This window comes from Massilia sp. LXY-6 (genome assembly GCF_051233485.1).
Taxonomy (GTDB): Bacteria; Pseudomonadota; Gammaproteobacteria; order Burkholderiales; family Burkholderiaceae_D; genus Telluria.
Genome location: NZ_JBKFGF010000016.1, coordinates 82,673 through 108,224, shown reverse-complemented (window position 1 = coordinate 108,224; position 25,552 = coordinate 82,673). Strand labels below are relative to the sequence as shown.

At 67.4% G+C, this 25,552-nt stretch carries 22 protein-coding genes and 6 tRNA genes; 13 read left to right on the top strand and 15 right to left on the bottom strand.

The annotated features are described in order from the left end of the window. Positions 1–713: hypothetical protein (locus tag ACI48D_RS08620; protein ID WP_435570804.1), on the top strand; the 713-nt coding region annotated here is incomplete at its 5' end. A 6-nt stretch (positions 714–719) separates the two neighbouring features. On the opposite strand, the gene ACI48D_RS08615 is transcribed toward ACI48D_RS08620, so the two are convergent. The 4 genes from ACI48D_RS08615 to rnr all read right to left on the bottom strand — a co-directional run bounded on the left by ACI48D_RS08615 (position 720) and on the right by rnr (position 5,685). Continuing rightward, on the bottom strand, positions 720–1,403 hold the full coding sequence (locus ACI48D_RS08615; protein ID WP_435570803.1) for a YceH family protein: 684 nt from the start codon (positions 1,401–1,403) through the stop codon (positions 720–722). A gap of 38 nt (positions 1,404–1,441) precedes the next feature. Then, a complete protein-coding gene (gene cysE / locus ACI48D_RS08610; protein ID WP_435570802.1) occupies positions 1,442–2,179 on the bottom strand; it encodes a serine O-acetyltransferase in 738 nt (245 codons plus the stop codon). A 65-nt stretch (positions 2,180–2,244) separates the two neighbouring features. Continuing rightward, complete coding sequence (gene rlmB / locus ACI48D_RS08605; RefSeq protein ID WP_435570801.1) at positions 2,245–2,994, bottom strand: 23S rRNA (guanosine(2251)-2'-O)-methyltransferase RlmB; 750 nt, start codon at positions 2,992–2,994, stop codon at positions 2,245–2,247. A 6-nt stretch (positions 2,995–3,000) separates the two neighbouring features. Further along, on the bottom strand, positions 3,001–5,685 hold the full coding sequence (gene rnr / locus ACI48D_RS08600) for a ribonuclease R (RefSeq protein ID WP_435570800.1): 2,685 nt from the start codon (positions 5,683–5,685) through the stop codon (positions 3,001–3,003). A 372-nt stretch (positions 5,686–6,057) separates the two neighbouring features. On the opposite strand from rnr, the gene ACI48D_RS08595 reads away from it, so the two are divergent. From ACI48D_RS08595 to ACI48D_RS08570, 6 genes are all read left to right on the top strand, one after another. Further along, positions 6,058–6,142 (top strand) — tRNA-Leu (locus ACI48D_RS08595). Positions 6,143–6,178: 36 nt separating this feature from the next. Then, positions 6,179–6,263, top strand: a tRNA-Leu gene (locus ACI48D_RS08590). A gap of 43 nt (positions 6,264–6,306) precedes the next feature. Continuing rightward, positions 6,307–6,391: transfer RNA gene (locus tag ACI48D_RS08585), tRNA-Leu, on the top strand. Positions 6,392–6,434: 43 nt separating this feature from the next. After that, a tRNA-Leu gene (locus ACI48D_RS08580) sits at positions 6,435–6,519 on the top strand. Positions 6,520–6,562: 43 nt separating this feature from the next. After that, positions 6,563–6,647: transfer RNA gene (locus tag ACI48D_RS08575), tRNA-Leu, on the top strand. 41 nt (positions 6,648–6,688) lie between these two features. Continuing rightward, positions 6,689–6,773, top strand: a tRNA-Leu gene (locus ACI48D_RS08570). 162 nt (positions 6,774–6,935) lie between these two features. Here the strand turns inward: ACI48D_RS08570 and cueR are convergent. Further along, a complete protein-coding gene (cueR, locus tag ACI48D_RS08565) occupies positions 6,936–7,328 on the bottom strand; it encodes a Cu(I)-responsive transcriptional regulator (protein ID WP_435570799.1) in 393 nt (130 codons plus the stop codon). A gap of 107 nt (positions 7,329–7,435) precedes the next feature. Here cueR and ACI48D_RS08560 point away from each other — a divergent pair, with 107 nt between their 5' ends. Both ACI48D_RS08560 and ACI48D_RS08555 read left to right on the top strand, forming a co-directional pair. Continuing rightward, a complete protein-coding gene (locus ACI48D_RS08560; protein ID WP_435570798.1) occupies positions 7,436–7,639 on the top strand; it encodes a hypothetical protein in 204 nt (67 codons plus the stop codon). Between the two features lie 55 nt (positions 7,640–7,694). Then, positions 7,695–8,303, top strand: a complete 609-nt coding sequence (locus ACI48D_RS08555) for a phasin family protein (protein WP_435570797.1) — start codon at positions 7,695–7,697, stop codon at positions 8,301–8,303. 39 nt (positions 8,304–8,342) lie between these two features. Here ACI48D_RS08555 and tssA read toward each other — a convergent pair whose 3' ends face one another. The 6 genes from tssA to ACI48D_RS08525 form a co-directional block, all read right to left on the bottom strand. Next, positions 8,343–9,371 (bottom strand): type VI secretion system protein TssA, encoded by a 1,029-nt coding sequence (gene tssA, locus ACI48D_RS08550; protein ID WP_435570796.1) that lies wholly within the window; start codon positions 9,369–9,371, stop codon positions 8,343–8,345. A 10-nt stretch (positions 9,372–9,381) separates the two neighbouring features. Further along, the gene (gene tssH / locus ACI48D_RS08545; RefSeq protein ID WP_435570795.1) at positions 9,382–12,045 is read right to left on the bottom strand and encodes a type VI secretion system ATPase TssH; all 2,664 of its coding nucleotides are present in this window, start codon (positions 12,043–12,045) and stop codon (positions 9,382–9,384) included. A gap of 92 nt (positions 12,046–12,137) precedes the next feature. After that, positions 12,138–12,629 carry an Hcp family type VI secretion system effector gene (locus tag ACI48D_RS08540; protein WP_435570794.1) on the bottom strand — a complete coding sequence of 164 codons (492 nt, stop codon included), beginning with the start codon at positions 12,627–12,629 and terminating at the stop codon, positions 12,138–12,140. A gap of 31 nt (positions 12,630–12,660) precedes the next feature. After that, the gene (gene tssC / locus ACI48D_RS08535; protein WP_435570793.1) at positions 12,661–14,154 is read right to left on the bottom strand and encodes a type VI secretion system contractile sheath large subunit; all 1,494 of its coding nucleotides are present in this window, start codon (positions 14,152–14,154) and stop codon (positions 12,661–12,663) included. Then, a complete protein-coding gene (tssB, locus tag ACI48D_RS08530; protein ID WP_435570792.1) occupies positions 14,154–14,657 on the bottom strand; it encodes a type VI secretion system contractile sheath small subunit in 504 nt (167 codons plus the stop codon). The genes tssC and tssB overlap by 1 nt, the downstream gene beginning before the upstream one ends. 18 nt (positions 14,658–14,675) lie before the next feature. Then, entirely contained in the window at positions 14,676–15,254 is a 579-nt protein-coding gene (locus tag ACI48D_RS08525) for a tetratricopeptide repeat protein (RefSeq protein ID WP_435570791.1), read from the bottom strand. A gap of 187 nt (positions 15,255–15,441) precedes the next feature. Here ACI48D_RS08525 and tssJ point away from each other — a divergent pair, with 187 nt between their 5' ends. The 3 genes from tssJ to icmH are packed head-to-tail and all read left to right on the top strand — an operon-like array spanning position 15,442 to position 18,197. Continuing rightward, the gene (tssJ, locus tag ACI48D_RS08520) at positions 15,442–16,029 is read left to right on the top strand and encodes a type VI secretion system lipoprotein TssJ (RefSeq protein ID WP_435570790.1); all 588 of its coding nucleotides are present in this window, start codon (positions 15,442–15,444) and stop codon (positions 16,027–16,029) included. A gap of 54 nt (positions 16,030–16,083) precedes the next feature. After that, positions 16,084–17,430: a type VI secretion system baseplate subunit TssK gene (gene tssK / locus ACI48D_RS08515; RefSeq protein ID WP_435570789.1), complete on the top strand. Its 1,347-nt coding sequence runs from the start codon at positions 16,084–16,086 to the stop codon at positions 17,428–17,430. Next, the gene (icmH, locus tag ACI48D_RS08510) at positions 17,427–18,197 is read left to right on the top strand and encodes a type IVB secretion system protein IcmH/DotU (protein WP_435570788.1); all 771 of its coding nucleotides are present in this window, start codon (positions 17,427–17,429) and stop codon (positions 18,195–18,197) included. Before tssK ends, icmH begins: the two co-directional genes overlap by 4 nt. A gap of 106 nt (positions 18,198–18,303) precedes the next feature. Here the strand turns inward: icmH and ACI48D_RS08505 are convergent, their stop codons facing one another. The 4 genes from ACI48D_RS08505 to ACI48D_RS08490 all read right to left on the bottom strand — a co-directional run bounded on the left by ACI48D_RS08505 (position 18,304) and on the right by ACI48D_RS08490 (position 24,765). Further along, a complete protein-coding gene (locus ACI48D_RS08505; RefSeq protein ID WP_435570809.1) occupies positions 18,304–19,038 on the bottom strand; it encodes an OmpA family protein in 735 nt (244 codons plus the stop codon). Positions 19,039–19,091: 53 nt separating this feature from the next. Next, positions 19,092–20,057, bottom strand: coding sequence for a type VI secretion system-associated protein TagF (gene tagF / locus ACI48D_RS08500; protein ID WP_435570787.1), 966 nt, complete (start codon positions 20,055–20,057; stop codon positions 19,092–19,094). Continuing rightward, positions 20,054–23,809, bottom strand: coding sequence for a type VI secretion system membrane subunit TssM (tssM, locus tag ACI48D_RS08495; protein WP_435570786.1), 3,756 nt, complete (start codon positions 23,807–23,809; stop codon positions 20,054–20,056). The genes tagF and tssM overlap by 4 nt, the downstream gene beginning before the upstream one ends. A 95-nt stretch (positions 23,810–23,904) precedes the next feature. Beyond that, a complete protein-coding gene (locus ACI48D_RS08490) occupies positions 23,905–24,765 on the bottom strand; it encodes a M15 family metallopeptidase (RefSeq protein ID WP_435570785.1) in 861 nt (286 codons plus the stop codon). Between the two features lie 104 nt (positions 24,766–24,869). On the opposite strand from ACI48D_RS08490, the gene ACI48D_RS08485 reads away from it, so the two are divergent. Next, positions 24,870–25,550 (top strand): hypothetical protein, encoded by a 681-nt coding sequence (locus ACI48D_RS08485; protein ID WP_435570784.1) that lies wholly within the window; start codon positions 24,870–24,872, stop codon positions 25,548–25,550. Positions 25,551–25,552 lie beyond the last annotated feature (2 nt).

Sequence of the window (25,552 nt, the reverse complement as noted above, 5' to 3'; positions counted from 1 at the left end):
CCTCCCCCCCCGGGCCGGACAAGGACGAACCGGGCACCGTCCACATCAACGCCATGAAGAACCCGGAGCTGAAGTCCTACCGCGCCATCCTTGCCGGGATGGACAAGTTCGACGAGCTGCACGCGCTGGCCCCCAGCGTGCCGCAGCTGCGCTTCCAGGTCGAGGCGCGGCGCGGCAAGGCGCTGGGCGGCGAGCCGCTGGCCGCACGCATCGCCGCCGACGACTTCTCGGTTCCGCTCGTGCTCGATCAGGATGCGCGCTTCGCGGTGCCGCGCAGCCAGGCGGCATACGACGCCAAGGCCGAGCTGGTGCTGAACCGCAAGAAGCACGAGGCCCGCTTCGACACCTATGTGCGCACGCCGGGCCTGGCGGACAGGCAGTACCGGATGGGCGACGTCCGCCTCGACTGCCAGGTGAAGGTCGCGATCGCCAAGGAAGAGATGCCGTTCTGGGTGAATGGCCTGATCAACGGACTCCTGCTCACCACCGACTGGTGCTCGTGGTTCAAGGGTGAGACGCCGAAGGGCGGCGACCGGGTCTGGTCGCACAAGGCGGGCGCCGAATTGAGCGCGGCCACCCTGCGCGACGGCGAGCGCCGCCTGGCGCTGGAGGTCGAGGGCAAGTCGTTCCGGCTGCCGATCGGCGACACCAGCTGGAGCAATGACGCGATCGTCGAGCTGGAGTTTGCGGCCGCGAAGGATGCCGCGCCCTGAGCCGGCTTATTCGAACTGCTGGCGGAAGGCCGCGAACTGCGCCCTGAGTTCGTCGATTTCGGACCGCAGCGCGGCCACTTCCTGCTCCAGCTGACCGATGCGACCACCGGACGCGCCGCCCGACCCGGCCGGGGCGCCGGCAGCGTCGGCGCGCGCGAGGTCGATCTCGCCGCCCAGCAGCTGGCCGTAGCGCGCTTCCTTGGTGCCCGGGGCGCGCTCGATCCGCGCCACCAGCGGCGGGTATTTATCGATCAGGAACTGCAGCGCGGACTCCGCCTCGGCCACCGACTTGAACTCGTGCAGGCGCCCGCTGCGCGCGCGGATCTCGCCGGCGGTCTGCAGGCTGCGCAGCATCAGGACGGCGAGCACGGCCAGCTTGTCCTGCTCCAGCGACCATTTGATGCGCATCCGGTGTTCGTACTTGATCACGCGCGCGCCGGCCTGCGACATGCTGCCCACCAGCTTGCGCTGCATGAGGCGCTGCAGGGTGTCGTGCACCACGTCTTCGGACAGCTGCATCACCGGATCGCGGCTGGACAACTGGTTGCAGCCGTTCATGACCGCGTTCAGCGACATCGGGTAATTATCGGGCGTGAGCGCTTCTTTTTCGGCCAGCACGCCCAGTACGCGGATCTCGTTGGGGTCCAGGTCGGATGCGGGGTCGAAGGCGCCCGGGATGTCGTCTTGCATAGTTCCTCAGCTTCCGCTCAATTGAGTAATCAAAATGCTCATTCGACCAGGCGATTCAGCTGATCCTGGTCGAGCTTGTCGTTCTCGGCGATGCCCGCGCAGCAGATCCCGGCCGCCTTGATGGTCGAGCACAGGCGTTCGATCTGCTCGTCCTGCCGGGCCACATGGTCGATCAGGTTGCGCAGCGCCTTCGACAGCGGGTCGTCGCCGTTCGGGGTGACGCCGTAGGCCGCGAACATCTGGGCGCTGCGGACCTGGTCTTCCTTGCGCACGATGTGGGCCGGATTGCCGACCGCGGTGGCGCCGGCCGGCACCGGCTTGACCACCACCGCGTTCGAGCCGATCTTCGCATATTCGCCGACCGTGAACGCACCGAGCACCTGGGCCCCGGCGCCGACGATCACGCCGCGCTCGAGCGTCGGGTGGCGCTTGGTGCCGGCCACCAGGGTAGTGCCGCCGAGCGTTACGCCCTGGTAGATGGTGCAGTCGTCGCCGACCACGGCGGTCTCGCCGATCACCACGCCGAAGCCGTGGTCGATGAAGACGCGGCGGCCGATGGTCGCGCCGGGGTGGATCTCGATACCGGTGATGATGCGGGCGATGTAGGAGATGAAACGGCCGAGCCATTTGAAGCCGGCCTGCCAGCAGGCATGCGCCCAGCCGTGCATGACGACCGCGTGCAGGCCCGGGTAGCAGGTGAGCACCTCCCAGCCGTTGCGGGCGGCCGGGTCACGTTCGATGATGCTCTTGATATCTTCGCGCAGCTTGGAAAACATAGGGGTAAGGCGTTGGCAGAACAGACAGCATGGTAGCGTATCCGCGCCTTCCCCGCTTGCCGTCCTTACTGTCGAGGTTCGCGCGCCATCCGCTGGCGGCGCGCCTCGTACAGGCAGACGCCCGAGGCCACGGACACGTTCAGGCTCTCGACCGAGCCGAACATCGGGATGCTGACCAGCATGTCGCAGGTTTCGCGGGTCAGGCGGCGCATGCCCTCGCCTTCCGAGCCCATCACCAGCGCCGTCGGGCCGGTGAAGTCGCCTTCGTACAGGCCCTTGTCGGCATCGTCGGAAGTGCCGATCAGCCAGACGCCGCGCTCCTTCAGGTCGCGCATGGTGCGCGCCAGGTTGGTCACGGTGATGTAGGGGACGGTCTCGGCGGCGCCGCTGGCGACCTTGGCGGCGGTGGCGTTCAGGCCGACCGAGCGGTCCTTGGGCGCAATGACCGCATGCGCGCCGACGCCGTCGGCCACGCGCAGGCAGGCGCCCAGGTTGTGCGGGTCGGTGATGCCGTCCAGGATCAGCAGCAGCGGCGGGCCCTCCACCGCATCCAGCAGCTCGTCCAGGTTGCGCGCCAGGGACAGCTGGCTGGCGAAGGCGATCACGCCCTGGTGGCGGCGGGTGCCGACGATCTTGTCGAGGCGCTCGGCCTCGACCGGCATGACGCGCACGCCGGCCTGCTTGGCGTGGGCGATCAGGTCCTGCATGCGGCGGTCCTGGCGGCCGGCGTCGACGAAGATCTCTTCCACCGATTGGGCCTCGTGGCGCAGCCGCGAGGTCACCGCATGGAAGCCGAAAATCATTTTATTTTTCATTGATGCTTACTTCTTTTTACTGGTTTTGGAGGCGGCCCTGGGGACCTTGGTGGCGCTCTTGCTGGGAGCGCTCTGTGTTGCTGCGGTTTTCTTGGCGGCCGTTTTCTTCGATGCGGTTTTGCCGGCGCTGACGTTGCCGCCGTTGCCGCCGTTGCCGCCGTTGCCGCCGTTGCCGCCGTTGCCGCCGTTGCTAGCCTTGCTACCGTTGCCGGCATTGCGGTTGCGGCCGCGGCTGCGGCGCGACGACGACGGCGGCACGAACACGATGTCATCCTCGCTCTCGTCGCTGGTGCTGAAATCAGGTGGAACCGGCGGCTCGCCCTTCATCCCGTGCACCTGCTGCGGCGAGGCCGGCACGGCGCCCGCCCCGGCTTTGGCTTTGCGGCGGCGCGGCGGCTTCGGTTCCATCGCGTCGAGGGCGGCGGCGCGGGCGCGCTCCAGCGGCGCCGGCACGGCCTGCTGTTCGCTCGGCTGGGCCAGCACCAGGTCGATCTTGCGCGCTTCGAGGTCGACGCGTGCCACCTGCACCGTCACGCGGCCGGTCAGGCCGTAGACCTGGCCGCTGTTCTTGCCGCGCAGCTCGTGGCGCGCTTCGTCGTACTCGAAATAATCCTGTCCCAGGCCGGTCACGTGCACCAGGCCTTCGACGAACAGCTCGTCCAGCTGCACGAAGATGCCGAACGGCGTCACGCCCGCGATCACGCCGGTGAATTCCTCGCCCAGGCGGTCCTTCATGTAGTAGCACTTGAGCCAGTTCTCGACGTCGCGCGAGGCTTCGTCGGCGCGGCGCTCGTTGGCCGAGCAGTGCACGCCCAGCGCGTCCCAGATCGTCATGTCCTTCGGATTCTTTTGCGTGCCGGCGGCCTTGTCCTTGGCCTGCTGCTTGCGGGTCGCGTTCGACACCGTGGTGTTCAGCTTCGACAGGTCGATGCCGGTCGGCTCGTACTTCTTGCCCAGCAGGACCGCCTTGATCGCGCGGTGGGTCAGCAGGTCCGGATAGCGGCGGATCGGGCTGGTGAAGTGGGCGTAGTGCTCATAGGCCAGGCCGAAGTGGCCGACGTTGTCCGGGCTGTAGACCGCCTGCTGCATCGAACGCAGCAGCATGGTCTGCAGCAGGGTCGCGTCCGGGCGCTCCTTGATCTTCTGCATCAGCTCGGCGTAGTCGCGCGCTTCCGGCTTGTTGCCGCCGCCCAGGTTCAGGCCCACCTGCTTCAGGAAAGTGCGCAGCTGGTTCAGCTTTTCTTCGGTCGGCACCGCGTGGATGCGGAAGGTACTCGGCTGGTCGTGGCGGATCAGGAAGTCGGCCGCGCAGACGTTCGCCGCCAGCATGCACTCTTCGATCAGGCGGTGCGCGTCATTGCGGGTGCGCGGGACGATCTTCTCGATCTTGCCCATCGCATTGCAGACGATGTAGGTCTCGGTGGTCTCGAAGTCGATCGCACCACGTTTCTGGCGCGCCTGGAGCAGCGAGCGGAACACTTCGTTCAGGTTCAGCAGGTGCGGCACGATGCCCGGACGGCGGCCCGCTTCCGGCCCTTTCGTATTCCCCAGGATGGCGGCCACCTCGTCGTAGGTCAGGCGCGCCGCCGAGTGCATCACGGCGGGATAGAACTGGTAGGCCGTGACCTCGCCCTTGGCGGTGACGACCATATCGCACACCAGGCACAGGCGGTCGACGGCCGGGTTCAGCGAGCACAGGCCGTTCGACAGCTTCTCCGGCAGCATCGGGATCACGCGGCGCGGGAAATAGACCGAGGTCGAGCGCTCGATCGCGTCGCCATCGAGGCCGTCGCCCGGCTTGACGTAGTGGCTGACGTCGGCGATCGCCACCAGCAGGCGGTAGCCTTTGGTGCGGCCGATCTTGACGGGTTCGCAGTAGACCGCGTCGTCGAAGTCGCGCGCGTCTTCGCCGTCGATGGTCACCAGCGGCACGTCGCGCAGGTCGACGCGGTCGCCCAGGTCGGCGTCGCGCACCTCGTTCGGCAGCTTGCCGGCCTGCTTCTGCGCGGCCTGCGAGAACACGTGCGGCACGCCGAACTTGCGCACCGCGATCTCGATCTCCATGCCGGGGTCGTCCAGCTCGCCCAGCACCTCGACCACGCGGCCGATCGGCTGGCGGAAGCGCGAGGGCTGCTCGATCAGTTCGACGCTGACCACCTGGCCCGATTTCGCCTTGCCCGGCGAGCCTTCCACCAGGATGTCCTGGGCGATGCGCTTGTCTTCAGGGGCCACGATCCAGACGCCGTTTTCCTGCAGCAGGCGGCCGATGATGTGGGTGTTCGCGCGCTCGGTGACTTCGACGATCGTGCCTTCGGGGCGGCCGCGGCGGTCGGTGCCGACCACGCGCGCCAGCACCTTGTCGCCGTGCAGGACCTTCTGCATCTCCTTATCGGGCAGGAACAGGTCATCGCCGGGTTCGTCGGGAATCACGAAGCCGAAGCCGTCGCGGTGCGCGCTGACGCGGCCTGAGATGAAGCTCGAATGGTCCGTCAATGCATACTGGCCGGCGGGATTCGCGCGGATCTGGCCGTCACGTTCCATCGCATTCAGGCGACGGCTGAGTACGCCTTCCGCTTCCGGGTCGACTTGCAGGGCGCGGGCCAGTGCGCCGCTGTCGAGCGGCCCCTTGGCATCGCGGAAAACGCCGAGAATCTCCTCGCGGCTTGGTATGGTATGAGTTGGGTGCTTCAAATCGTCTTCTATTCTTGTTGAGCCTGTGACGCGCCTGCCCGTGCTTCATTCAAGCACGTTTGCCGGCAGCGCAATGTTGGTTGGATTGACACCTAGACAGGCGTAGTGTAACGGAGGACCGGGGAATTCGCCTAACGCGAACCGTGCAAGCGTGCCGCCCCTTCCGTCATGAGGGTGTCGCGGGGGCCTTTGACATTTGCCAATCATCCGCTATACTTTCGCTCTCTTCGCAAACGGCCCAGCCGGATGCGGGGCTGCTGCGAAGGTGCAGCCGGCGCAAAAGCGAAACGAAAGTTGGTCTGGCGCAAACCGGCAAAGCCTGATATCGTAGCGGAATTCGACGGCAACGTCGAGCGATGATTGCAAAACCCGGCCCACGTGGCGGAATTGGTAGACGCGCATGGTTCAGGTCCATGTGCCGCGAGGTGTGGGGGTTCGAGTCCCTCCGTGGGCACCAAAGCCGGTTTGCAGGATTCGATGTGGTTGTTGATATGCCCACGTGGCGGAATTGGTAGACGCGCATGGTTCAGGTCCATGTGCCGCGAGGTGTGGGGGTTCGAGTCCCTCCGTGGGCACCAAATGCTACCGTTGTTGTTGTTCGTTGTACCCGGTTGTTGATATGCCCACGTGGCGGAATTGGTAGACGCGCATGGTTCAGGTCCATGTGCCGCGAGGTGTGGGGGTTCGAGTCCCTCCGTGGGCACCAAATGCTACCGTTGTTGTTGTTCGTTGTACCCGGTTGTTGATATGCCCACGTGGCGGAATTGGTAGACGCGCATGGTTCAGGTCCATGTGCCGCGAGGTGTGGGGGTTCGAGTCCCTCCGTGGGCACCAAATGCTACCGTTGTTGTTGTTCGTTGTACCCGGTTGTTGATATGCCCACGTGGCGGAATTGGTAGACGCGCATGGTTCAGGTCCATGTGCCGCGAGGTGTGGGGGTTCGAGTCCCTCCGTGGGCACCAAATGCTACCGTTGTTGTTCGTTGTACCCTGTTGTTCGATATGCCCACGTGGCGGAATTGGTAGACGCGCATGGTTCAGGTCCATGTGCCGCGAGGTGTGGGGGTTCGAGTCCCTCCGTGGGCACCAAATGCTACCGGCTTGCAGAAAGCCTCCGGCTCATCACCAGATGATCCCCGGCGCAAAACGCCGCAATCTTTGCTCAAGGATTGCGGCGTTTTGCGTTTTTTCGTCGTTGACAGCCCGCCAGGCGCAGGGCCATGGCAGTTCTTGAGGCGCATGGGCGGCCGTTCAGTGGGTCGCCAGGTCGTCGAGGATCGGGCAGTCGGAGCGCTGGTCGCCGTGGCAGGACCGGGCCAGCGTCTCGAGGGTGCGTTTCATCGCCTGCAGTTCGTCGATCTTGCGCTCCAGCTCCGCGATGTGCTGCTCGGCCAGCCGGCGCACGTCGGCGCTGGCCCGGCCCTGGTCTTGCCACAGCGCCAGCAGCTCGGCGATCTTTTCGAGCGAAAAGCCGAGCGCCCGGCCGCGGTGGATGAACTGCAGCAGGCGCACGTCCTGCTCGCCGTAGACCCGGTAGCCGGCCACCGTGCGCTGCGCCGCCGGCAGCAGGCCGATCGATTCATAATGCCGGATCATCTTGGCCGACACGCCCGATGCCTGCGCCGCTTCGCCGATATTCAACATCGTCCGCTCCTTCATCTGTTCGGTACAGCATACACCCTCCCATCGTGGGAAGGTCAAGACAGGCGGACATGCTTGACTTGACGCGCCGGCCGGGTCAAGCTCGGCACATGAAACGGACTTTCACCATCGTGCTGGGCCTGGCCCTGGTCTGCCCCGCCGTCCTGGACGCCGCGCCGGCACCCTGGTACCAGTGGCGCAGCAAGGCCACCGGCGCCCTGGCCTGTTCGCAGACGCCGCTCGGCCCCGGCTGGGCCAGATTCGCCGGCCCCTATCGTGACGCCCGTTGCGAAATGCGCATGTCCGAGAAATAATGTAATAAGATAAACATTGAGTACGGCCCCAGGAAACCCAACCGAGGAGACACCGATGTTCACCAATCCCGAGCAATTCGCCAACGCCACCAAGACCCTGTTCGACCTGCAGGTGGAAACCTTCAACGCCCTGGCCAGCAAGGCCGTGCAGGGTGTCGAACAAGTGGTGGCGCTGAACATGGCAACCGCAAAGAATTCGATGGAAGGCGCGATGGCCGCCAGCCGCCAGATGAGCCAGGCGAGCGATCCGAAGGCGGCGCTGGATACGCTGCAGTCGCGCCTGCAGCCGGGCGTGCAGAACGCGCAGGCCTATGGCGAACAGCTGCGCCAGATCGTGGCCGACATCCAGAAGGACTTCCAGCAGGCCGCCGACACCCACCTGGTCGAAGCCAAGAACACGCTGTCGGCCCTGATCTACGACGTTACGCAGAACGTCAAGCCGGGCCAGGAGAATGCGGTCGAGATCATCAAGGCGGCGATCGACAATGCCTTCCGCGGCTACGAACAGGTGACCCAGTCCACCCGCGACGCCATGCGCCGGGTCGAGGAACAGGTGTCGACCGCCACCTCGCAGCTGAGCGCCGCGGCCGCCCAGGCCTCCTCGTCCGGCCAGGGCTCCTCGTCCGGCCAGGGACCCTCGTCCGGCCAGGCGCCGAAGGCCTGACCGGAGCACGCCGCCGGTTCGCGCATCCCGTCCGCCGATTCAGTTCGCGGACTGCTGCGCGACGCCCAGCATCTCCTCGATGTGGGCGAACGAGGCGTCGTCCTTCACCACCGAGCGCAGCCACACGTGCAGTGGCTGCTCGCCCCAGTGCGCGGCCTTTTCCGCCAGGTAGGCGACCGGGCTGTGCGGCTCGGTGCGGCGGAAGAACTCGGCGACTTCGCGCAGCTGGGCCAGGGCCTGGGCGCGCGAAGCGAGCGGCCCGCCCGCGGCGCCGCCCGCCTCCAAGGGCGGGGGCGCCGACGATCCGGACGCCGCCGCCGGCGCGCCGCCGGCCGCCTGCCGGGCGTCTAGCGGCGCGGCGTCCTCCTTCACCATTGGCTTCACGAACAGAATCACGCTTTGCAGGCCGGACTTGGCGGCGCTGAAACTTGGCCCATCCACGCCCAGGCGCGCGTCGACGCTGTGCTCGATGCGTTCGAGCGCGCCGGCGCAATGTTCGCAGTCGCGCAGCAGGGCCGTGAAAAACGCCGGCGAACTGCGCGCCTTGGCCGCCTCGAGCCTGGCCAGCTCGTCGCCGCCGTGCATGCGGGCGACGTCGAAATCGCGCAGCGCATGGCCGGGCTGGCCGGGTTGGCTTTCCGTCAGCGGCACCTCGCGCAGCAGCGGCGCAATGCGCGAGGCCAGCCAGGACAGGTTGCCGATGCGCCGCTCGTGCCCGTCCTCGTCCGGCAGCGGATACAGGCCATCCCACCAGCGGTCGCACAGCGCGGCTACCAGCATCAGGCTGTCGGCCAGGCCGCGCAGTCCGCCCGTTCTGGCCTCGGCCTCGGCCAGCCAGACCGCCAGCTGCAGGTCCTTGCTGCGCTGTTCGATCAGCTGGGCGCACTGCCTGGCCACGAACTTCCAGTCGGCTTCCTTCAGGTCGGTGACCCAGGCGCCCTGCTCCAGCGAGGGGTCGTCGGCCTGGCGCGCACGCACGATCGCGTCGATCTCGCTGGAGAAGGCCAGATCCTCGCCGCAGGGCCGGGCGCCGCCGACCGGCGCCAGCAAGCGTTCCAGGTTCAGCATAGCGCCCTCCTCATGCCGGTTCGACGGCGTACTTGATCTTGCCGCCCCTGGTCGCACCGACCCTGATCCGCCTGATGCCTGCGCCGGCCGCCATCGCCGCCAGCACGTTGTCGGCGATCTCGGGCAGCAGCGTGCCATTCAGGATGGTGTCGACGTTGCGCGCGCCCGAATCGACCTCGGTGCAGCGCGCCAGCACGGCGTTCACCAGTGCGTCGTCGTACTCGAAGCCGGCATTGTGGTTGGCCGCCACCCGCGCCTTGATGCGTTCGAGCTTGAGCCGGATGATGTTGGCCAGCACCTCGTCGTCGATCGGGTAGAACGGCACCACCGTCAGGCGCCCGAGGAAGGCAGGCTTGAAGTGCTTCATCAGGCCGGGCCGGATCAGTTCCCCCAATTGTTCCGGGCTCGGGCGCTCGGCCGCCGCCTTGTTCAGGCAGGCCTGCATGATCTGGCTCGATGCCGCATTCGAGGTCAGGATGATGACCGTGTTGCGGAAGTCGATCTGGCGCCCTTCCGCATCGTCCAGCACGCCCTTGTCGAACACCTGGAAGAACAGCTCGAGCACGTCGCCGTGCGCCTTCTCCACTTCGTCGAGCAGCACCACGCTGTAGGGATTGCGCCGTACCGCCTCAGTCAGCACCCCGCCCTCGCCGTAGCCGACATAGCCTGGCGGCGAGCCCTTCAGGCCGGATACGCTGTGCGCCTCCTGGTATTCGCTCATGTTGATGGTGACCAGCTTGCGCTCGCCGCCGTACAGCAGGTCGGCCAGCGCCAGCGCGGTCTCGGTCTTGCCGACCCCGGAACTGCCGACGAACAGGAACACGCCCTTCGGCTTGTTCGGGTCCTCAAGGTTGGCGCGCGCGGTGCGCACGCGCTGGGCGACGATGCCGCTGGCGTGGCCCTGGCCGAGGATGCGCTCGTCCAGCATCCCCTGCAGATTCATCACGGTGCGGATCTCGTCCTTCACCATGCGTCCCAGCGGGATGCCGGTCCAGCTGGCCACGATGGCGGCCACCGTATGGCCGTCCACCTGCAGCGGCACCAGCGGGGTCTCGCCCTGCAGCGCACGCAGCTCGTCGATCAGCGCCTGCAATCCTCCAGGGCTGCCGTCGCCGGCTTCCAGGCGCGCGCGCATCGCGTGGATCTCGCTCGAGATGGCGATCTCGCCGTCCCACTGCGCGCGCAGGCGCTCCTGCTCCTTCAGTCCGGCCTCGCGCTCGGCGCGCAGCTGTGCTAGCGTCGCCGCGTGGTCGGCGCCGCCGTTCTGCTCGCGCACCAGCGAGCCGATGCGCGCGTCGAGCCGCTCCACGGCGCGGGTCGCTTCCTCCAGCGCCGCCGGGGTCGCCCTCTGGCCGAGTGCCACCTTGGCGCAGGCGGTATCCAGCACGCTGACCGCCTTGTCCGGCAGCTGACGCCCGCTGATGTAGCGGTGCGACAGCCGCACCGCCTCGCGGATCGCCTCGTCGAAGATGCGCACGCCGAAGTGACGTTCCATCAGCGGCGCCATCGCGCGCAGCATGGCGCAGGCGGTGTCCTCGTCCGGCTCCTCGACCTTCACCACCTGGAAGCGGCGCGCCAGCGCGGCATCCTTCTCGAAATACTTCTTGTACTCGCCCCAGGTGGTGGCGGCGATGGTGCGCAACTCGCCGCGCGCCAGCGCCGGCTTGAGCAGGTTGGCGGCGTCGTTCTGGCCGGCCGCGCCGCCGGCGCCGATCATCGTGTGGGCCTCGTCGATGAACAGGATGATCGGGTGCAGGCTTTTGGTTACCTCCTCGATCACGTTCTTCAGACGGTTCTCGAATTCGCCCTTGACGCTGGCGCCGGCCTGCAGCAGGCCCATGTCGAGGGTGTGGATCTCGACCCCGCGCAGCACGTCCGGCACGTCCCCTTCGGCGATGCGCAGCGCCAGCCCTTCGACCACGGCGGTCTTGCCGACCCCTGCCTCGCCGGTCAGGATCGGGTTGTTCTGGCGCCGCCGCATCAGGATGTCGATCACCTGGCGGATCTCGGCATCGCGCCCGATCACCGGATCGACCTTGCCTTCGCGCGCGCGCGCGGTCAGGCAGGTCGTGTACTGGTCGAGCGCGGGCGTCCTGCCCGGCGCGCTTGAGCGCAGCTCGCCGACCGGATCGCCAGACGTGGCAGCCTGCGTGCCTTCGGCCGCCGCCGGCGCTTCGCAGGAGCCGCGGGTGAGCTTGTCGAAATCGTGCTTCAGGCGGTCGAGCGGGAACGCCATGAAGCAGGACGAGGCACGCTGCGCCAGCTGGGCCAGGCCGGGTTCGGCCAGCAGCGCCAGCAGCAGGTGGCCGCTGCGGATCTGCTGCTCCTGTCCGGGCGCTAGTCGAGCTTTTGCATCCCGGCCCAGCGAAGCGATCAGCCAGGCATGCTCGAACAGCACCGGCAGGTGGCGCGAGAACACCGGGGTGCGGCTGCTGCCGCTAGGAAGGCGCTCGACTTCCTTGCGCAACTCGGTCTCGAAGGCGGTCAGGCTGATTCCGGCGGCGCGCGCGGCTACCACGAAGTCGCTGGCCGGCTGTTCCAGCAGGGCCAGGAACAGATGCTCGATGTCGACTTCGTACTGGCCGAAGCCGACGCAGATCCCGGCCGCGCGCGTGGCCGCCGCCCGGGTGGTGTCGTTCAGCTTGCCGATCAGGGTCTTCAGGTTGATGTCCATCGTCGGTCTCTTCCTCCAAAAAAGACCGCGGCACGGGGCCGCGGCAAGCGCGCTGGCGACAGAGCGCATCAAGTACCAGGTGAGGCAAGCGGTCAGGCCACCTTGTTGGAGGCCAGGTCCCAGCCGCCGGAGGTATTGCCGCCGGCGCCGCCGCCGATCTTCTGCTGGGTGTACTTGAATTTTATTTTCGAGAACTTCAGGCCGACGCTCTCGGCCATGAAGTCGCCTTCCGCCACCGCCGACTGGACCGAGCCGATCAGCACGTTCTCGAGCTCGACCTCAAAGTACTTGACCCGCTCGCCCTGGCCGTCGGCGCGCATGAACTCGAGCTTGGCCTTGGGGATCGTCTTGCCGGAAGAGCAGGTCTGCAGCAGCACCGGCGAGGACAGGTCGGCCAGCTTGGCGATCGCGAGCTCGGAATACTCGCAGCGCTCGGCGGTATGGCCGCCGCCGGTCGAGGAAGTTGCGGATTTCGGCTGAATCACGCCCCAGCTCACCGATTTGCACTCGATCCAGTCCTTGTGCCTGTCGTCCATCGATTCGCCCTTGATGCCGTCGATTTGCAGGTACACGTCTATTGCCATGTCTTACTCCAGTGGTATGTTGAATGAAGAATCAGGATTTGGTCGATTGCGGCAACTCCGCGACCAGTCGGAGCGAAACGGACAGCTCATCGAGCTGGAAATGGGGACGCAGGAAGGAGACGGCGCGGTAGACGCCGGGACGGCCGGGCACTTCCGCCACCTGCACGCTGGCTTCGCGCAGCGGGAACTGGGCCTTCTGTTCCTGACTCGCGTTATCGTCCAGCAGCACGTACTGGGTCAGCCAGCGGTTCAGGTAATCCTCGACGTTGGACGCGGCGGCAAAGCTGCCGATCTTGTCCCGCATCATGGCCTTCATGTAGTGGGCGATGCGCGAGACCGCGAAGATATACTGCAGTTGCGAGGACAGCAGCGCGTTGGCGTTGGCGGCGTCGTTGGCGTACTTGCGCGGCTTCTGCGCCGACTGCGCGCCGAAGAAGGCCGCATACGAGGTGTTCTTGCAGTGCACCAGCGAGATGAAACCGAGGTCGGACAGCTCCTTCTCGCGGCGGTCGGTGATCGCCAGCTCGGTCGGGCACTTCAGCGCGACCTCGCCCTCGTCGGTCTTGAAGGTGTGGGCCGGCAGGTTCTCGACCAGGCCGCCGCCCTCGACGCCGCGGATCGCCGCGCACCAGCCATAGTCCTCGAACGCCTTGGTCAGCTTGGTGGCGAAGGCGTAGGCGGCGTTACACCACAGGTACTTCTGGTGGTCGCTGCCGTCGACGTCCTCGACGAAGTTGAAGCCTTCGGTGGCCATGCCGTCCATTGGGTTGTACGGCAGGCGGCCGAGGAAGCGCGGCAGGGTCAGGCCGACGTAGCGCGCATCCTCGGACTCGCGGAACGCCTTCCACTTCGCGTATTCGACGGTGTCGAACACCTTGGCCAGGTCGCGCGGCTTGCCGAGGTCGCCGAAGCTCTCGATCCCGAACAGCTCCGGCGCGCTCGAGGTGATGAAGGGCGCATGGCTGGCCGCCGCCACGTGCGACATCTGTTCCAGGAAGTAGACGTCCTCGGGCTGGCGGCTGATCTCGAAGTCGCCGATCAGCGCGCCGTAGGGGGCACCGCCGAAGGTGCCGAACTCCTCTTCGTAGATCTTCTTGAACAGGCTGCTCTGGTCGAATTCCAGCGCCGACTGGAAGTCCTTCACCAGCTCGCGCTTGGTGGCGTTGAGCATGCGGATTTGCAGGTTGCTGCTGGTAGAGGTGTTCTTGACCAGGTAATGCAGGCCGGTCCAGCTGCGTTCCAGCTTCTGGAACTCGGGCGCGTGCATGATGCTCGACAGCTGGGCCGAGATCATGCGGTCCAGCTCCGCCAGGCGCGCATCGATCGTCGCCGACAGGTTGCTGGAGATGACCATGGTGCCGTCCATCACCTGGGTCACCAGTTCCGAGATCAGGTCGCGCGCGCGTTCGTGCTCGCTGCTGGACTTCGCCACCCGGCTCTGCTCGACGATCTGGTCGAGCAGGCCGGTGTCCAGTTCGACCGTGCCCGCCGTCTCTTGTGCCGCGGTGTCGAGGATCGCCGCCATTATTTGTCCTCCCGGGTCTTGCGCAGGCTGTCCAGCTTTTCGGTGTTGGTCAGCACGTCGTTCAGGATGTCTTCCAGCTTGTCGTTCCCGGCCAGCTTGTTGCGCAGGTCGGCCAGCTTGCTGCGCGCATCCAGCAGGCCTTTCAAAGGCGCCACCTGCTGCACCACCGACTCCGGGCGGAAGTCGGCCATCTCGCGGAACTGCAGGCTGAGCGCGAACTCGCCGCCTTCCGGCGACAGGTGGTTCTCGACGCGGAAGTTGGCGACCGGGGCGACGGCGTTCAGCACTTCGTCGACATTGTCGGCATCGACGCTGACGAAGTTGCGGTCCTTCAGGCGCTTCCTGGCGGCGTCGGGATCGCTGCCGAAGTCGCCCAGCACGCCGACCACGAAGGGCAACTCCTTGTTCTCGATGGCGTCGCCGATCTCGACGTCATAGGTCATCTGCACGCGCGGGGCGCGCACCTTCTGCAGGCGTTTCTGCACGCTTTCATTCTTGGACATGTCGACTCCAGGCTGGGTTTACTTCAAGGCCCCGAAGGGGTCGTTGCTGGCCGGGCGGGCGGGCGGCGTCGCGATCATCCTCCGGCCAGGCGCATCCTTGGGCCGTGCCGCGGCCGGACGGGTGGCGTTCGCCACCAGCACCTCTTCGCCCAGGCTGCTGCGCAGCAGCTTGGCCAGTGCCTGGGCCTCGGTCCGCACGTTGCCGCTCAGGTTGTTCTTTTGGCTCAGGTCGGCTAGCGCCTTGCTGGTCACGCGCAGGCCGCTGACCGCGACGATGCTGTTGGCCAGGGTGTCGTCCGGGTCGCGCTCCAGCGCTTCCAGGGCGTTGACGATGGCTTCGCCGTAATCGGTGCTGTCGAAGCGCATCTGGGCCATCCTGACCCACGGCGTCTTATCGGTCGGGAAGGTGCCGCCCGCGCTCTTCAGCAAGGCGTAGGCCTTGTCGGTCTGGCCCGCCAGCACGGCGGCGTCGACGTCCGCCATCGCGGCGGCCATGGTGGATGCCGGCTTGGCGCCGCCGGCCGCCGGGCCGGTGGCGGCGCAGGCCGACAGCATCGCAACACAGACTAAACTCGGCATCAAGCGTTGGAACGTCATCTGGCTCTCCCAAGGTGAAATCAAGCGCCATTATTGGCGCGCGCTTTCCGTGAAGAATTGTGTGAAGTCAACTTAGCGTCCCCCAGCAATTGAGCTCGGTCGAAGTCCGGCTTGCGCAGGCGCAGCGTGCGCAGATGGCGATCCCGTTAAATGTCGCTGTCGACTCATTTACCAAAGGCATTACGCCATGGCTTCCTCCCTCCTCCCTTCCTGCTTGTCCGGATTGTTCTCCTGTATGCTGCTGGCCGGCTGCGCTGGCGGCGCCGCAAGCTCGCCCGGCGGCTTGATGGAAGCCGTCGGCTTGCGCAAGCCACAGCCCTCGCCCGAAGCCCTGCAGGCGCCACGCAAGGTGACACTGCGCCTGCATGCCGCCAAGCGCCTGAACGTGGACGCGCGCGGCCAATCGCTGGCCCTGCTGGTGCGTGTGTATACGCTGCGCCAGCGTGCCGCCTTCGAGGAGGCACCCTATTCCGCCTTCCTGTCGACGCAGGGCGAGCGCGAGGCGCTGGGCGCTGACCTGGTCGAGGTGCGCGAACTGACGTTGGTGCCCGGCCAGCAGCTGGAGCTCAACGAAAAGCTGCCGCGCGAGGCCGGCTGGCTCGGTGTCGTCGCCCTGTTCTATTCGCCGCCGCAACAGGGCTGGCGGCTGGCCTTCGCCGCGCCGGAAGCGGAACAGGCCGGCGTGACGATCGGCCTCCATGCCTGCGCGATGAGCAGCAGCGGTGCCAGCGCCAGCCCCGCCGCCGCACGCGGTGGCCTTGCCCGATGTCAATGAAGTCTGCGTGGTTTCCCCCAAGCTAGAGTTTTGTGACATCTGCGCGAGGCATCCGTGAAACCACCATCGAAGGTCTTGTGGGGCGAGGGGCTATTCCTGCGCCCCCAGCATTTCCAGCAGCAGGACCGCTACCACGAAGCGCGCCTGAACGACACCGCCACCGCCCTGCACCCCTACTCCTGGGGCGTGCGCAAGCTCGAGATCGACCAGGATGCGCTGAAGGCCGACACTCTGCGCATCATCGAACTGTCGCTGATCTTCCCCGACGGCGAGATCGTGCACGCGCCCGACCGCGACGCCCTGCCGCCCCAGGTGCGCCTTGGCGAACTGCCCTCCTCGGTGCAGGCGCTCACCTACCATGCCGCGCTGCCGGCACTGAAGGACCACGGCGGCAACTGCGCCGCGCGCGGCGAAGCCCGCATCGACACGCGCTTCGGCCAGCACGAGCACGACACCTTCGACCTGTTCACCGACGCCGCCAGCGCGCCGGTCGCGTATCTCACCCGCGGCCTGCGGCTGGTGTCGGAACTCGAGCCCCTGGAAGCCTTCGAGACCATTCCGCTGGTGCGCCTGCGCCGCGTCGCCACCGGCGGTTTCGAAATCGACCACGCCTTCGTCCCGCCCAGCCTGTCGATCGAGGGCGCACCCGGCCTGCACGGCCAGCTGGCGCGACTGATGGAAAAGCTGCTGGCCAAGGTGAACGCGCTGTACGGCCACTACCGCGAGCCCAGCAAGAACGTGGTCGAGCTGCGCGGCGGCGACGTCGCCTCGTTCTGGCTGCTGCACACGGTCAGCAGCGGCTACGCGTCGCTGACCCACTTCCTGGCCCACCGCGACCTGCATCCCGAGCGCCTGTTCCAGGAGCTGCTCGGCCTTGCCGGCGGCATGATGACGTTTTCGCGCAGCTTCAAGCTGGAAGATTTGCCGCCCTACGTGCACCAGGATCCGGGCCCGGCCTTCGCGCGCCTGGACGCGATCCTGCGCGAGCTGCTCGACACCGTGATCTCGGCGAAGTACTTCTCGATCGCGCTGTCGAACGAACGTCCGTCCTACCACCTGGGCGCGCTCGACTCCGGCAAGATCAACGGCCAGACCACGCTGTTCCTGGGCGTCTCGGCCGACATGCCGGGCCTGCAGCTGGTCGAGATCGTGCCGCTGCGCTTCAAGATCGGCGCGCCCGAGGACGTCGACAAGCTGGTGCTGTCGGCCATGCCCGGCGTGCGCCTGGTGCATGCGCCGCAGGTGCCGAGCGCGGTGCCGGTGCGGCCCGACACCTATTACTTCGTGCTGGAAAACCGCGGCGTGCTGTACGAAAGCATGCTGAAAGCGCAGGCGATCTCGATCTATGTGCCGAACGGGATCCGCGACCTCAAACTCGAACTCATCGGAATCGCAGCATGAGCCCCCACGTCGAACGACGCGCCGCGCCGCCCCAGCCCGGCAGCCGCAACGCCGCCGGCAGTACCCCCAGCTCCCTCGTCGACCTCATGTACGAGGGCTTCTATGCGCTGTTCCTGCTGAAGAACGGCTGCGGCCCGCACGACAAGACCGCTTTTGCCGACCACATGACGCGCTTTCTTGGCGACGTCGACCGCAATGCCAAGGCGCTCGGCGTGCCTGCCGACGACGTCACCGCCGCCAAGTATGCGTTCTGCGCGGCGGTAGACGAGATCATCCTGCGCTCGGACTACGACATCCGCGAAGCCTGGGAGACGCGTCCGCTGCAGCTGCGCCTGTTCGGCGACCAGCTCGCCGGCGAGCACTTCTTCCAGCGCCTCGAAGACCTGCGCGCCAAGGGCAGCGTGCACCTGCAGGCGCTGGAGGTGTTCCACGTCTGCCTGCTGCTCGGCTTCGAGGGACGTTTCGCGCTGGACGGCCGGGACAAGCTGAACTACCTGACCGCGCGCCTGGGCGACGAGATCGCGCGCATGCGCGGCAAAAGCCGCGGCTTCGCCCCGCACGCCGAGCGCCCCGACCAGATCGTGCACAAGCTGGGCAGCGACCTGTCGCTGTGGGCGCTGTCGATGGTGTTCGCGGTGGTGACGCTGGGGGGGTACCTGGGCTTCCGCACTGCGCTGGCACACGAAACGGATGTGGCGATGGCGGGCTATAACGACCTGGTAAAACTGCCGCCGCAGTCGGCGAACGTCACGATCACCCTGCCCTAATCCGCTTGCGCAAAAACAAACCGGGGTCAGACTCCGGATTTTGGAAACGGCTTGCAAGACATTTCCAAAAATCGGAGTCTGACCCCGGTTTGATGTTAGTTGAACTTTATTGCACGACCTTGAACTCGATCCGCCGGTTGCGCGCCCGTCCCTCCGGCGTGCGATTGTCGGCCACCGGGCGGTCCGGACCTTCGCCGGACACGGAGACCATATCAGCGCTCACGCCGCGCCCGACCACGTAGGCCTTCACCGCCTCGGCGCGCGCCTGGCTGAGCGACAGGTTGCCGGCGCGCGAGCCGGCGTTGTCGGTGTGGCCGATCACTTCCACCTTCTTGTCCTTCAGGCGCAACAGCGTGACGCTCATCTGGTCGAGGATGGCCTTGCCGGAATCGGCCAGCGCCGCCTTGCCCGACTCGAACTCGATGATGCGGTCGGCCAGTGCGGCGTCCAGCACGCCCTGCTCCGATACCGCCACCCGCAGGCCGTTGTTGACGGTGTAGCTGGGGTCCAGGTTCAGCGCCAGCTCGCTGGCGATCTGCTGCTTCTGCGCGTCGCTGGCGACGTCGCCGCGCAGGCTGACGCTGGTGCCGTCGACCTGCAGCTGGCCGCGGCTGACCAGCTTCAGGTTGGGCCCGATCAGCCGGGCGACGTGCTCGTTCCAGTTCGGCGGCGCCGACACCCGTCCCACCGTGAGCTGGTCGACCACGCGCTCGGCACCGTACACGGCGCGCAGGCGGGCCAGCAGGGACGCCTTGCTGGCATCGTCGGCGACGGTGCCGGACACCACGATCGGCGCGGTAGCTGAAACAGAATTAGCGGCAGGACTGCCGCCATCGGCCATGGCGGGCGCCGCGGCCAGGCAGGCGGCGGCAATGTAGATCGTCGTTATCAGCTTCACGTAGCGGCTCCGATGAAGGTCTTGAGGAACAGTTCGCGCGCCAGGCGCAGCGGCAGCATTGGCTGCTCGAGATAGCTGGCCAGCGCGCGCACGTCGATGTCGATGCCGAGCTGCTCGTCGATCCAGCCGTCGTCGACCATCTGCACCTGCTGCTCGCGGCCGGCCAGCGGGTCGATGATCCCGTGCAGGGTCTCGGCGGCGGCGCCGCCGAAGCCGATCACCAGCGCCGGACGCTCGGCCACCGTGGTGAGGAACAGCACCAGGTCGAAGGCGGTGCGGCGGATGAAGGGCGTGGCCAGCTCCAACCAGAACGCGGCCACCCTGCAGCGCGTGGCCTCGTCGCGCGGCAGCGGCAGCACCAGGCTTTTGTGCAGGGACGCCGGGCGGCTGTGCATGACCGGCTGCAACAGCAGGCCGAGACCGAGGATCAGGCGGTTCGCCGCCAGCGCCAAGTCCTCCGACAGCGAGCTGACGGTCGACACGGCCAGGTAGTCGTCGAGCTGGACCTCGTATTCGCCAAGGCCGACCGCCGCATCGGCGATCGCATGCAGGTGCGGGCCGGGGTCGCCTGCGCCGAGCACGCGCGGCGCCATCGACGCCAGGAAATCCCACAGGGGACCGAAGGCCAGCGGGCAGCGCGACACGAAGGCGGCCGGATCGGGCACCTCGACGGTGCGCATCATCAGGAAGGGGAAGCGGCGCCCGGAGCGGTCGTGGCTGGCCACCAGGTGGCCGGCGACCGCATGCCGGCGGCTCGGGCCGACGAAGGCAAAACTGACCGGCGGCGAGGCGTCGTAGTACAGCTTCCAGCGCGCATCGGCCGGCAGGCGCGTCATCACCTGGGCCAGCCAGTCGTCCAGCATGCCCAGCACCGGCTGGTCGTCGGCGACCTTGACGAAGTCGCTGCGCGCCGGGATCTTGCCGAAGTAGCCGATCCGGGTCGAGATGGGTGCGCGCGTCATTGCGCGGCTCCTGCCAGCTGCGGACCGCCCGCCGCAGACGCGCCGCGGCCGACCACGGTCTCGGGCAGGCGCAGGCCGCTGAAGCCGCGGCTGGCCTGGGCGTCGCCGGTGCTGGCGGCGCTGCTGACCAGCTTGAGCGTGACCCCCACCGTCGTGCTGCCAGAGGTCCAGCGCAGCTCGCCCACGCCAGGGTCCAGTTTCTTCTTGGCAGCAGCGGCGATCAGCTTGGTCAGACCTTGCTCGCCCGGCTCATTGAACAGTTCGACCGTCCGTCCGTCGAAGGTAACAGCGCTGACCTTGGCCCCGCTGGCGCCCTGTGGCCCAGGATGTACCATATTCACCCAGGCCGGCGGCGTATTCCGGTAGCGCAGCTGCTGGCCATCGATCTCGATCGTGTACTCGGTGATGCCGGGCGCGGACATCGGCAGCAGCTGGAACACGGTCTGCGGACCGCTGCCGGTGGCCACACCGTTGCTCGACAGCGGCGCCACCCAGCCTGGGAAGCCGCTCACCACCTGCGGCGCCAGGGTCACGCCGATGTCGGCCCAGGTGCGGCTGGACAGCACGTCGCCGCGCCGCACCACCAGCGGTCCCATGGTCGTGGCCACGAACTTGGCGACCGCGCCTTCGGGCCCGAACACCTGGCCGATCTCGGCGGGTGCCGCCTGCATCTGGGCGCCCGGCGAGAACGGATATTTGCCGGCCAGGTTCTTCTGGAAGGGCTCGACGACCTGGGCTTGCCAGGTCTTGTTGATCTCGGACTCGGAAGGCAGCACGATCATCGCGAAGGTCTGCACCAGCGGCCGCACTAGCAGCGGGCGCAGCATCTGCTTCTGGGCGTCGGTCATCCCGGTCAGCATCTGCTCGTCGACGTACTTCAGGGCGTCGGCCAGCTCCGAGCCGTTGCCTTCCAGGGTCTGCTGCATCAGCTGCTTGGCGCCGGGGCCGGGATCGCCCTGGTTCTTCAGCTGGTTCAGGCGCGAGCGCAGTTTCGACAACGCGTCCAGGTAGCCGGTCATCAGCGAGGCGTCCTTTTCCTTCACCCCGACCAGGCGCGCGACGCCGGCGAATTCGCGCCCGACCGGGCCGGCCGCCGCGTTTCCAACCGGCCCGGCGGCGCCGGGAAGCGCACCGGCGGGAGCGGCCATGTCGGCCAGCTGGCGCGCGTCGCTCGGCGCCTGGCGCAGCACGACCTCGCGGAACCAGGCCGCCACGCCGCGCTTGAGCTTGGCCTGGCTTACCCGCGCCTGGCTGGGGTCGTCCCAGGAGGTCTCGGCGTAGACGGCCTTGAGCACCTTGGCCAAGGGCGAAGTCTGCGGGTCGCCGAGCCGGTTCATCGCCTGCACGCTGGCGTCGAAGCCGTTCAGGTCGGCGATCGTCACGCCCTGCACGAACTTCGCCCACTCCTTCGCATAGTCGGCCTTGTACAGGTCGATCAGGGTCTTCTGGATCTGCTCCGGGCTGCCCTCCAGCGTCAGGTCGTCCTTCGCCACCGTCTTCAGCACCCAGTCGCTGCTCTGCAGCTCGCGGTTGGAGGCCTCGCGGATCGCGCCGACCACGAATTTTTCCCAGGCGTCGCGGGTAAAGGCGCCGGATACCGCATGGCTGCCGACCACCAGCCCCTGGTCCTGTTCGCCGACGATGCGCGCCACCGTGACTGCGGGATACCTTGTCGCCGCGCGGGTCCGGATGTCGGCGTAGACACGTTCGCGCGCCGGCGTGCCGCGCACCACGCGGCGCAGGTTCTCGCGCGCCGTGTCCAGCAGGCTGAGTTTGGGCGTGATCTGGGGCCAGGCCGGGTCGCCGATATGCGCCAGGTGGAAGGTCATCAGGCGCTCGGCGCTGCGGATCATCTGCTCCTTCGGCATCGCGCCGCGGTTCGCCTGCAGCCACACGCGCCAGTAGCGGGTCAGCTGGTCGTTCAGGTGGCCCGGCTCGGCGTGGCTCTTATCGGCCAGCATCAGGTAGGTTTTCAGGGCGTTGTAGGCGTCGCCGACATTGGTGGCGGAGACGTCCTGGTAGGGCTGGCCCGGCTTGGCCGCTGGCGCAGCCTGTGCGTTGGGATCGAGCTGGGCGGCGTTGGCGTTCATCTCGGCCAGCAGCGATTCGAGGGCGCCGGCCACCGGCTGCACCATCACCTCGCGCACGCCGGCGAAGTATTCGTCGCGCAGCTTGCGTTCCAGCGCTTCGCCCTGGTAGAGGCCGAAGGACAGCGCCCACGGCTGCTCGCCGCGATATTTTTCCAGCTGTTCGATGCGGTCCTGCAGGATGTCCAGCGCTTCCAGCCGCGACTGCAGGCCGACGCCCCGGGCCTGCAGCTTCATCACCTTGTCGAGGTCGGCCTGGACGTTGGCCACCAGCTGGCGGTTGCCCATATACGACCAGCTCCAGCCGCCCAGCGCGCAGCCGAGCAGCACGGTGGCGGCGAAGAAGGCCGCGTATTTCGCACGCGTCGCAGCCGGGCTGGTGTAGCGCTTGACCAGGTCTTTGTCGGCGAAGATCACCTCGCGGAACAGGTCGAGCAGGAAGAAGCCCGACTGCTCTTCCTGCTGGCCGCCTTTGGGCTCTCCCGCCTTCAATTCCAGGTCGAAGCGGCCGGCGACGCGGCGCGAGGACAGGTTCTCGACCGCCCCTTCCTGCAGCGCGCTGGTGAAGTAGAAGCCACGCATCACCGGCTTGAACTGCCAGGTGTTCTCTTCGAACAGGGTGGCCAGGAAGGCGCGCAGCTGCGGCTTGAGCGAGGCGAATTCGAGCGGGAAGGTGAACACACCGGGGAGCATCGCGGCGCTGCGGTTGCCGGCCATGGTGGCCAGGCTCAGCTCCTTCAGGCCGTCGTACAGCTCGTCGAAGTGCTGGTCGAAGAAGGTCAGCACGTCCTGCGGCGTGCTGCGCCGGTTGTAGCGCTGGGTCGCGCCCCAGACCCGCTCGCGCTCGGCGCGGTCGCAGTCGTGGAAGAAATCGGAAAAGCCGGCGATCAGGTCGGCCTTGGTGAACACCACGTACACCGGCGCGTGCACGCCGAGGCGCTCCGTCAGTTCCTGGACCCGGGTGCGCAAGCTCTTGGCCAGCTCGATCGACGCTTCCGGCGAGCCGCCCGCCAGCTCGGCCACGCTGACCGCGATGATGATGCCGTTGATCGGCGCGCGCCGGCGGTGGCGGCGCAGCAGGTCGAGGAAGCTGAACCACTCGGCGCGGTCGGCCTCGTACACCGAATAGCGCCCGGCGGTGTCGAGCAGGATGCCGTCGGTGGTGAAGAACCAGTCGCAGTTGCGGGTGCCGCCGACGCCCTGCACCGCCTTGCTGCCGGGGATGGGAAAGCTCAGGCCGGAGTGCTTGATGGCGCTGCTCTTGCCCGCCGCCGGGTTCCCGATGATCATGTACCAGGGCAGTTCGTACAGGGCGTTGGCGCCGCGCGTGAGCCCCAGCTTCGAGGTCTTGATGGTGCCGATCGCTTCCAGCATGCCCTGGCGCAGTACCTGGGCATCATTGCGCTGGGGTTTGCCGTCGCCGGATTCCGTTCCCGCCTGGGCCACGATCGCCTCGCTGAGGCGGGTGGCGGCGCGCTTGCGCAGCCAGCTGCGCACCAGCCACCAGACACCCCAGGCGGCCAGCAGGAGCAGGCCGGCCAGCACGGCCCAGATGGCCGCTACTTCGAGCGATTCCGCGCCCAGGAAAAGGAAGCCCGCGAGCGCAGCAATGCCGATCACGGCCAATACGCGGCTGTTGGTGAGGAACTGCCAGAGTCGGGCCATAGTGGATTCTGTCCGGAATGTTGAAAAACCACAGGCAATGTTGGCATTATTTCCGTGCCGATTGTTGCGTTGGAACAATGGCACGAATCACGCCATCAGCGCCGCATCACTCCGCGCATCCGCAGCTCGGCATGGCCGAGATCCATCATGGCCCAGCGCCCGCCCCAGGTCAGGCCCAGCGATTCGGCGACTTCCCCGTACAGCTGGTAGCCGCGCATCGCCCAAGGATCCTTTTCGGAGATCACCAGCTTGCCGTCGCGCAAGAATGCGCAGTCGGCCGCCAGACCATACTGGTGCCAGCTCTGGAAGGCGCGCGCATTCGTCACCGCCGAGCCCATCTTCGCCAGCAGGTCCTGGCGCGCCGGGCTGCGGTAGCCCTCCAGCAGCGCCATCTCGTAGCCGTGCTTTTCCTTCATGATGCGGAAAGCCAGCAGCAGGCGTTGGCTGAAGTCGGGATGCAGCAGGCCCCAGTTGCGGCTGGCGTCGACCAGCATCGGCCGCACCAGCTCGACTTCGCGCGTGCTGAAAGCGACCGGGGGCAAGGCTGCCGGCGGCACCAGCTGTTCGCCCTTGAGCAGGGCCGCGACCTGGGCGTCGACCACCATGTCGATCGGCTCGTAGCCGGGCAACATGTCTGGCCGGCGCAGCAACAGCGCGACCAATGGCGGCACCAGCACCAGCGGCAGGCCAACGGCGACGAAGGCGCGGCGCCGGCGCAGCCAGGCGTGCAGCGCTTGCCACCGCAGGCTCCAGCGCCAGCGCAGTCCGGGCCCGGCGTCGCGCAGCCTGCTTCCTCCAGCGCGCGGGTCTGCACGCCAGCTGCCGGCGCGCAGCTGCAGTCGCCGCTGCAGTCCGCCCAGGAATTGCAGCACCGAAGCCCGTCCGGAGGGGAAGCAGGCCAGCCAGATCAGGCTGCAAGCCAGACAAAAGTACAAAAGGGCGAGGAAGATCAGCATCCGCTTCTCCGGTTTGTTTCTAATTGGAACGAGTGTCCAATCTTAGGAGGTACACGGTGCGCCCTTCAGACGAAGATCAATCCAGCTCGCGGCGTCCGAATTTGATGTCCTCGACGCGCCGCACGGCGAACGAGATCAACATCCTCGCCATGCTCGACCGCCACCAGGCCGCAGGCCTGCCGCAGCGCATCCTGCGCCGGCTGCAGGGCCTGCCGGCCGTGCTCTGGTATGGCGCCGCCGGCGTGCTGGTGTGTGCCCTGGTCGGCATGCTGGCCTGGCTGGCGCGGGACAGCCGCTCGTCGGCCTCGGTCGACACCGCGCTGGCCGGCGCAGTCGCGCCCAGGCCCGCGGCAGCGGCCGCGCCGGTTGCGTTGCCCGCATCCATGCCCGCGCCCCTGCCTGACCCTGTGCCCGCAGCGGCGCCAGGGACCGGCGCGACCATCGTCGACGTCGACGTCGCACCCGCGCCGGCGCCGGCGCCGGCGGCCGAGCGTGCGCTGCCGCCGCAGGAACATGCCGGCCGCATCGCACCGCACGAGGCCCGGCGCGACCCGCAGCGCCTCGCCGCGCACGCGGCAAGAAGCGCGCCACGGGCGGCGGGCCAGCCTCCGGCGGCCGGCACGCGCTCGGTGGCGGCGTCCCATGCCGAGCCGCGCAACCGGCGCCCGGCCGCGCTGCCGAAAGCGGCGCCGGAACAGGTCGACACCGACGTCGCCCTGATCTCGGCCATCATCCAGCATGCCAGCAAGCGCGAGGAAGCGGAAGAAGCCGCGCGCAAGCCGTAGCA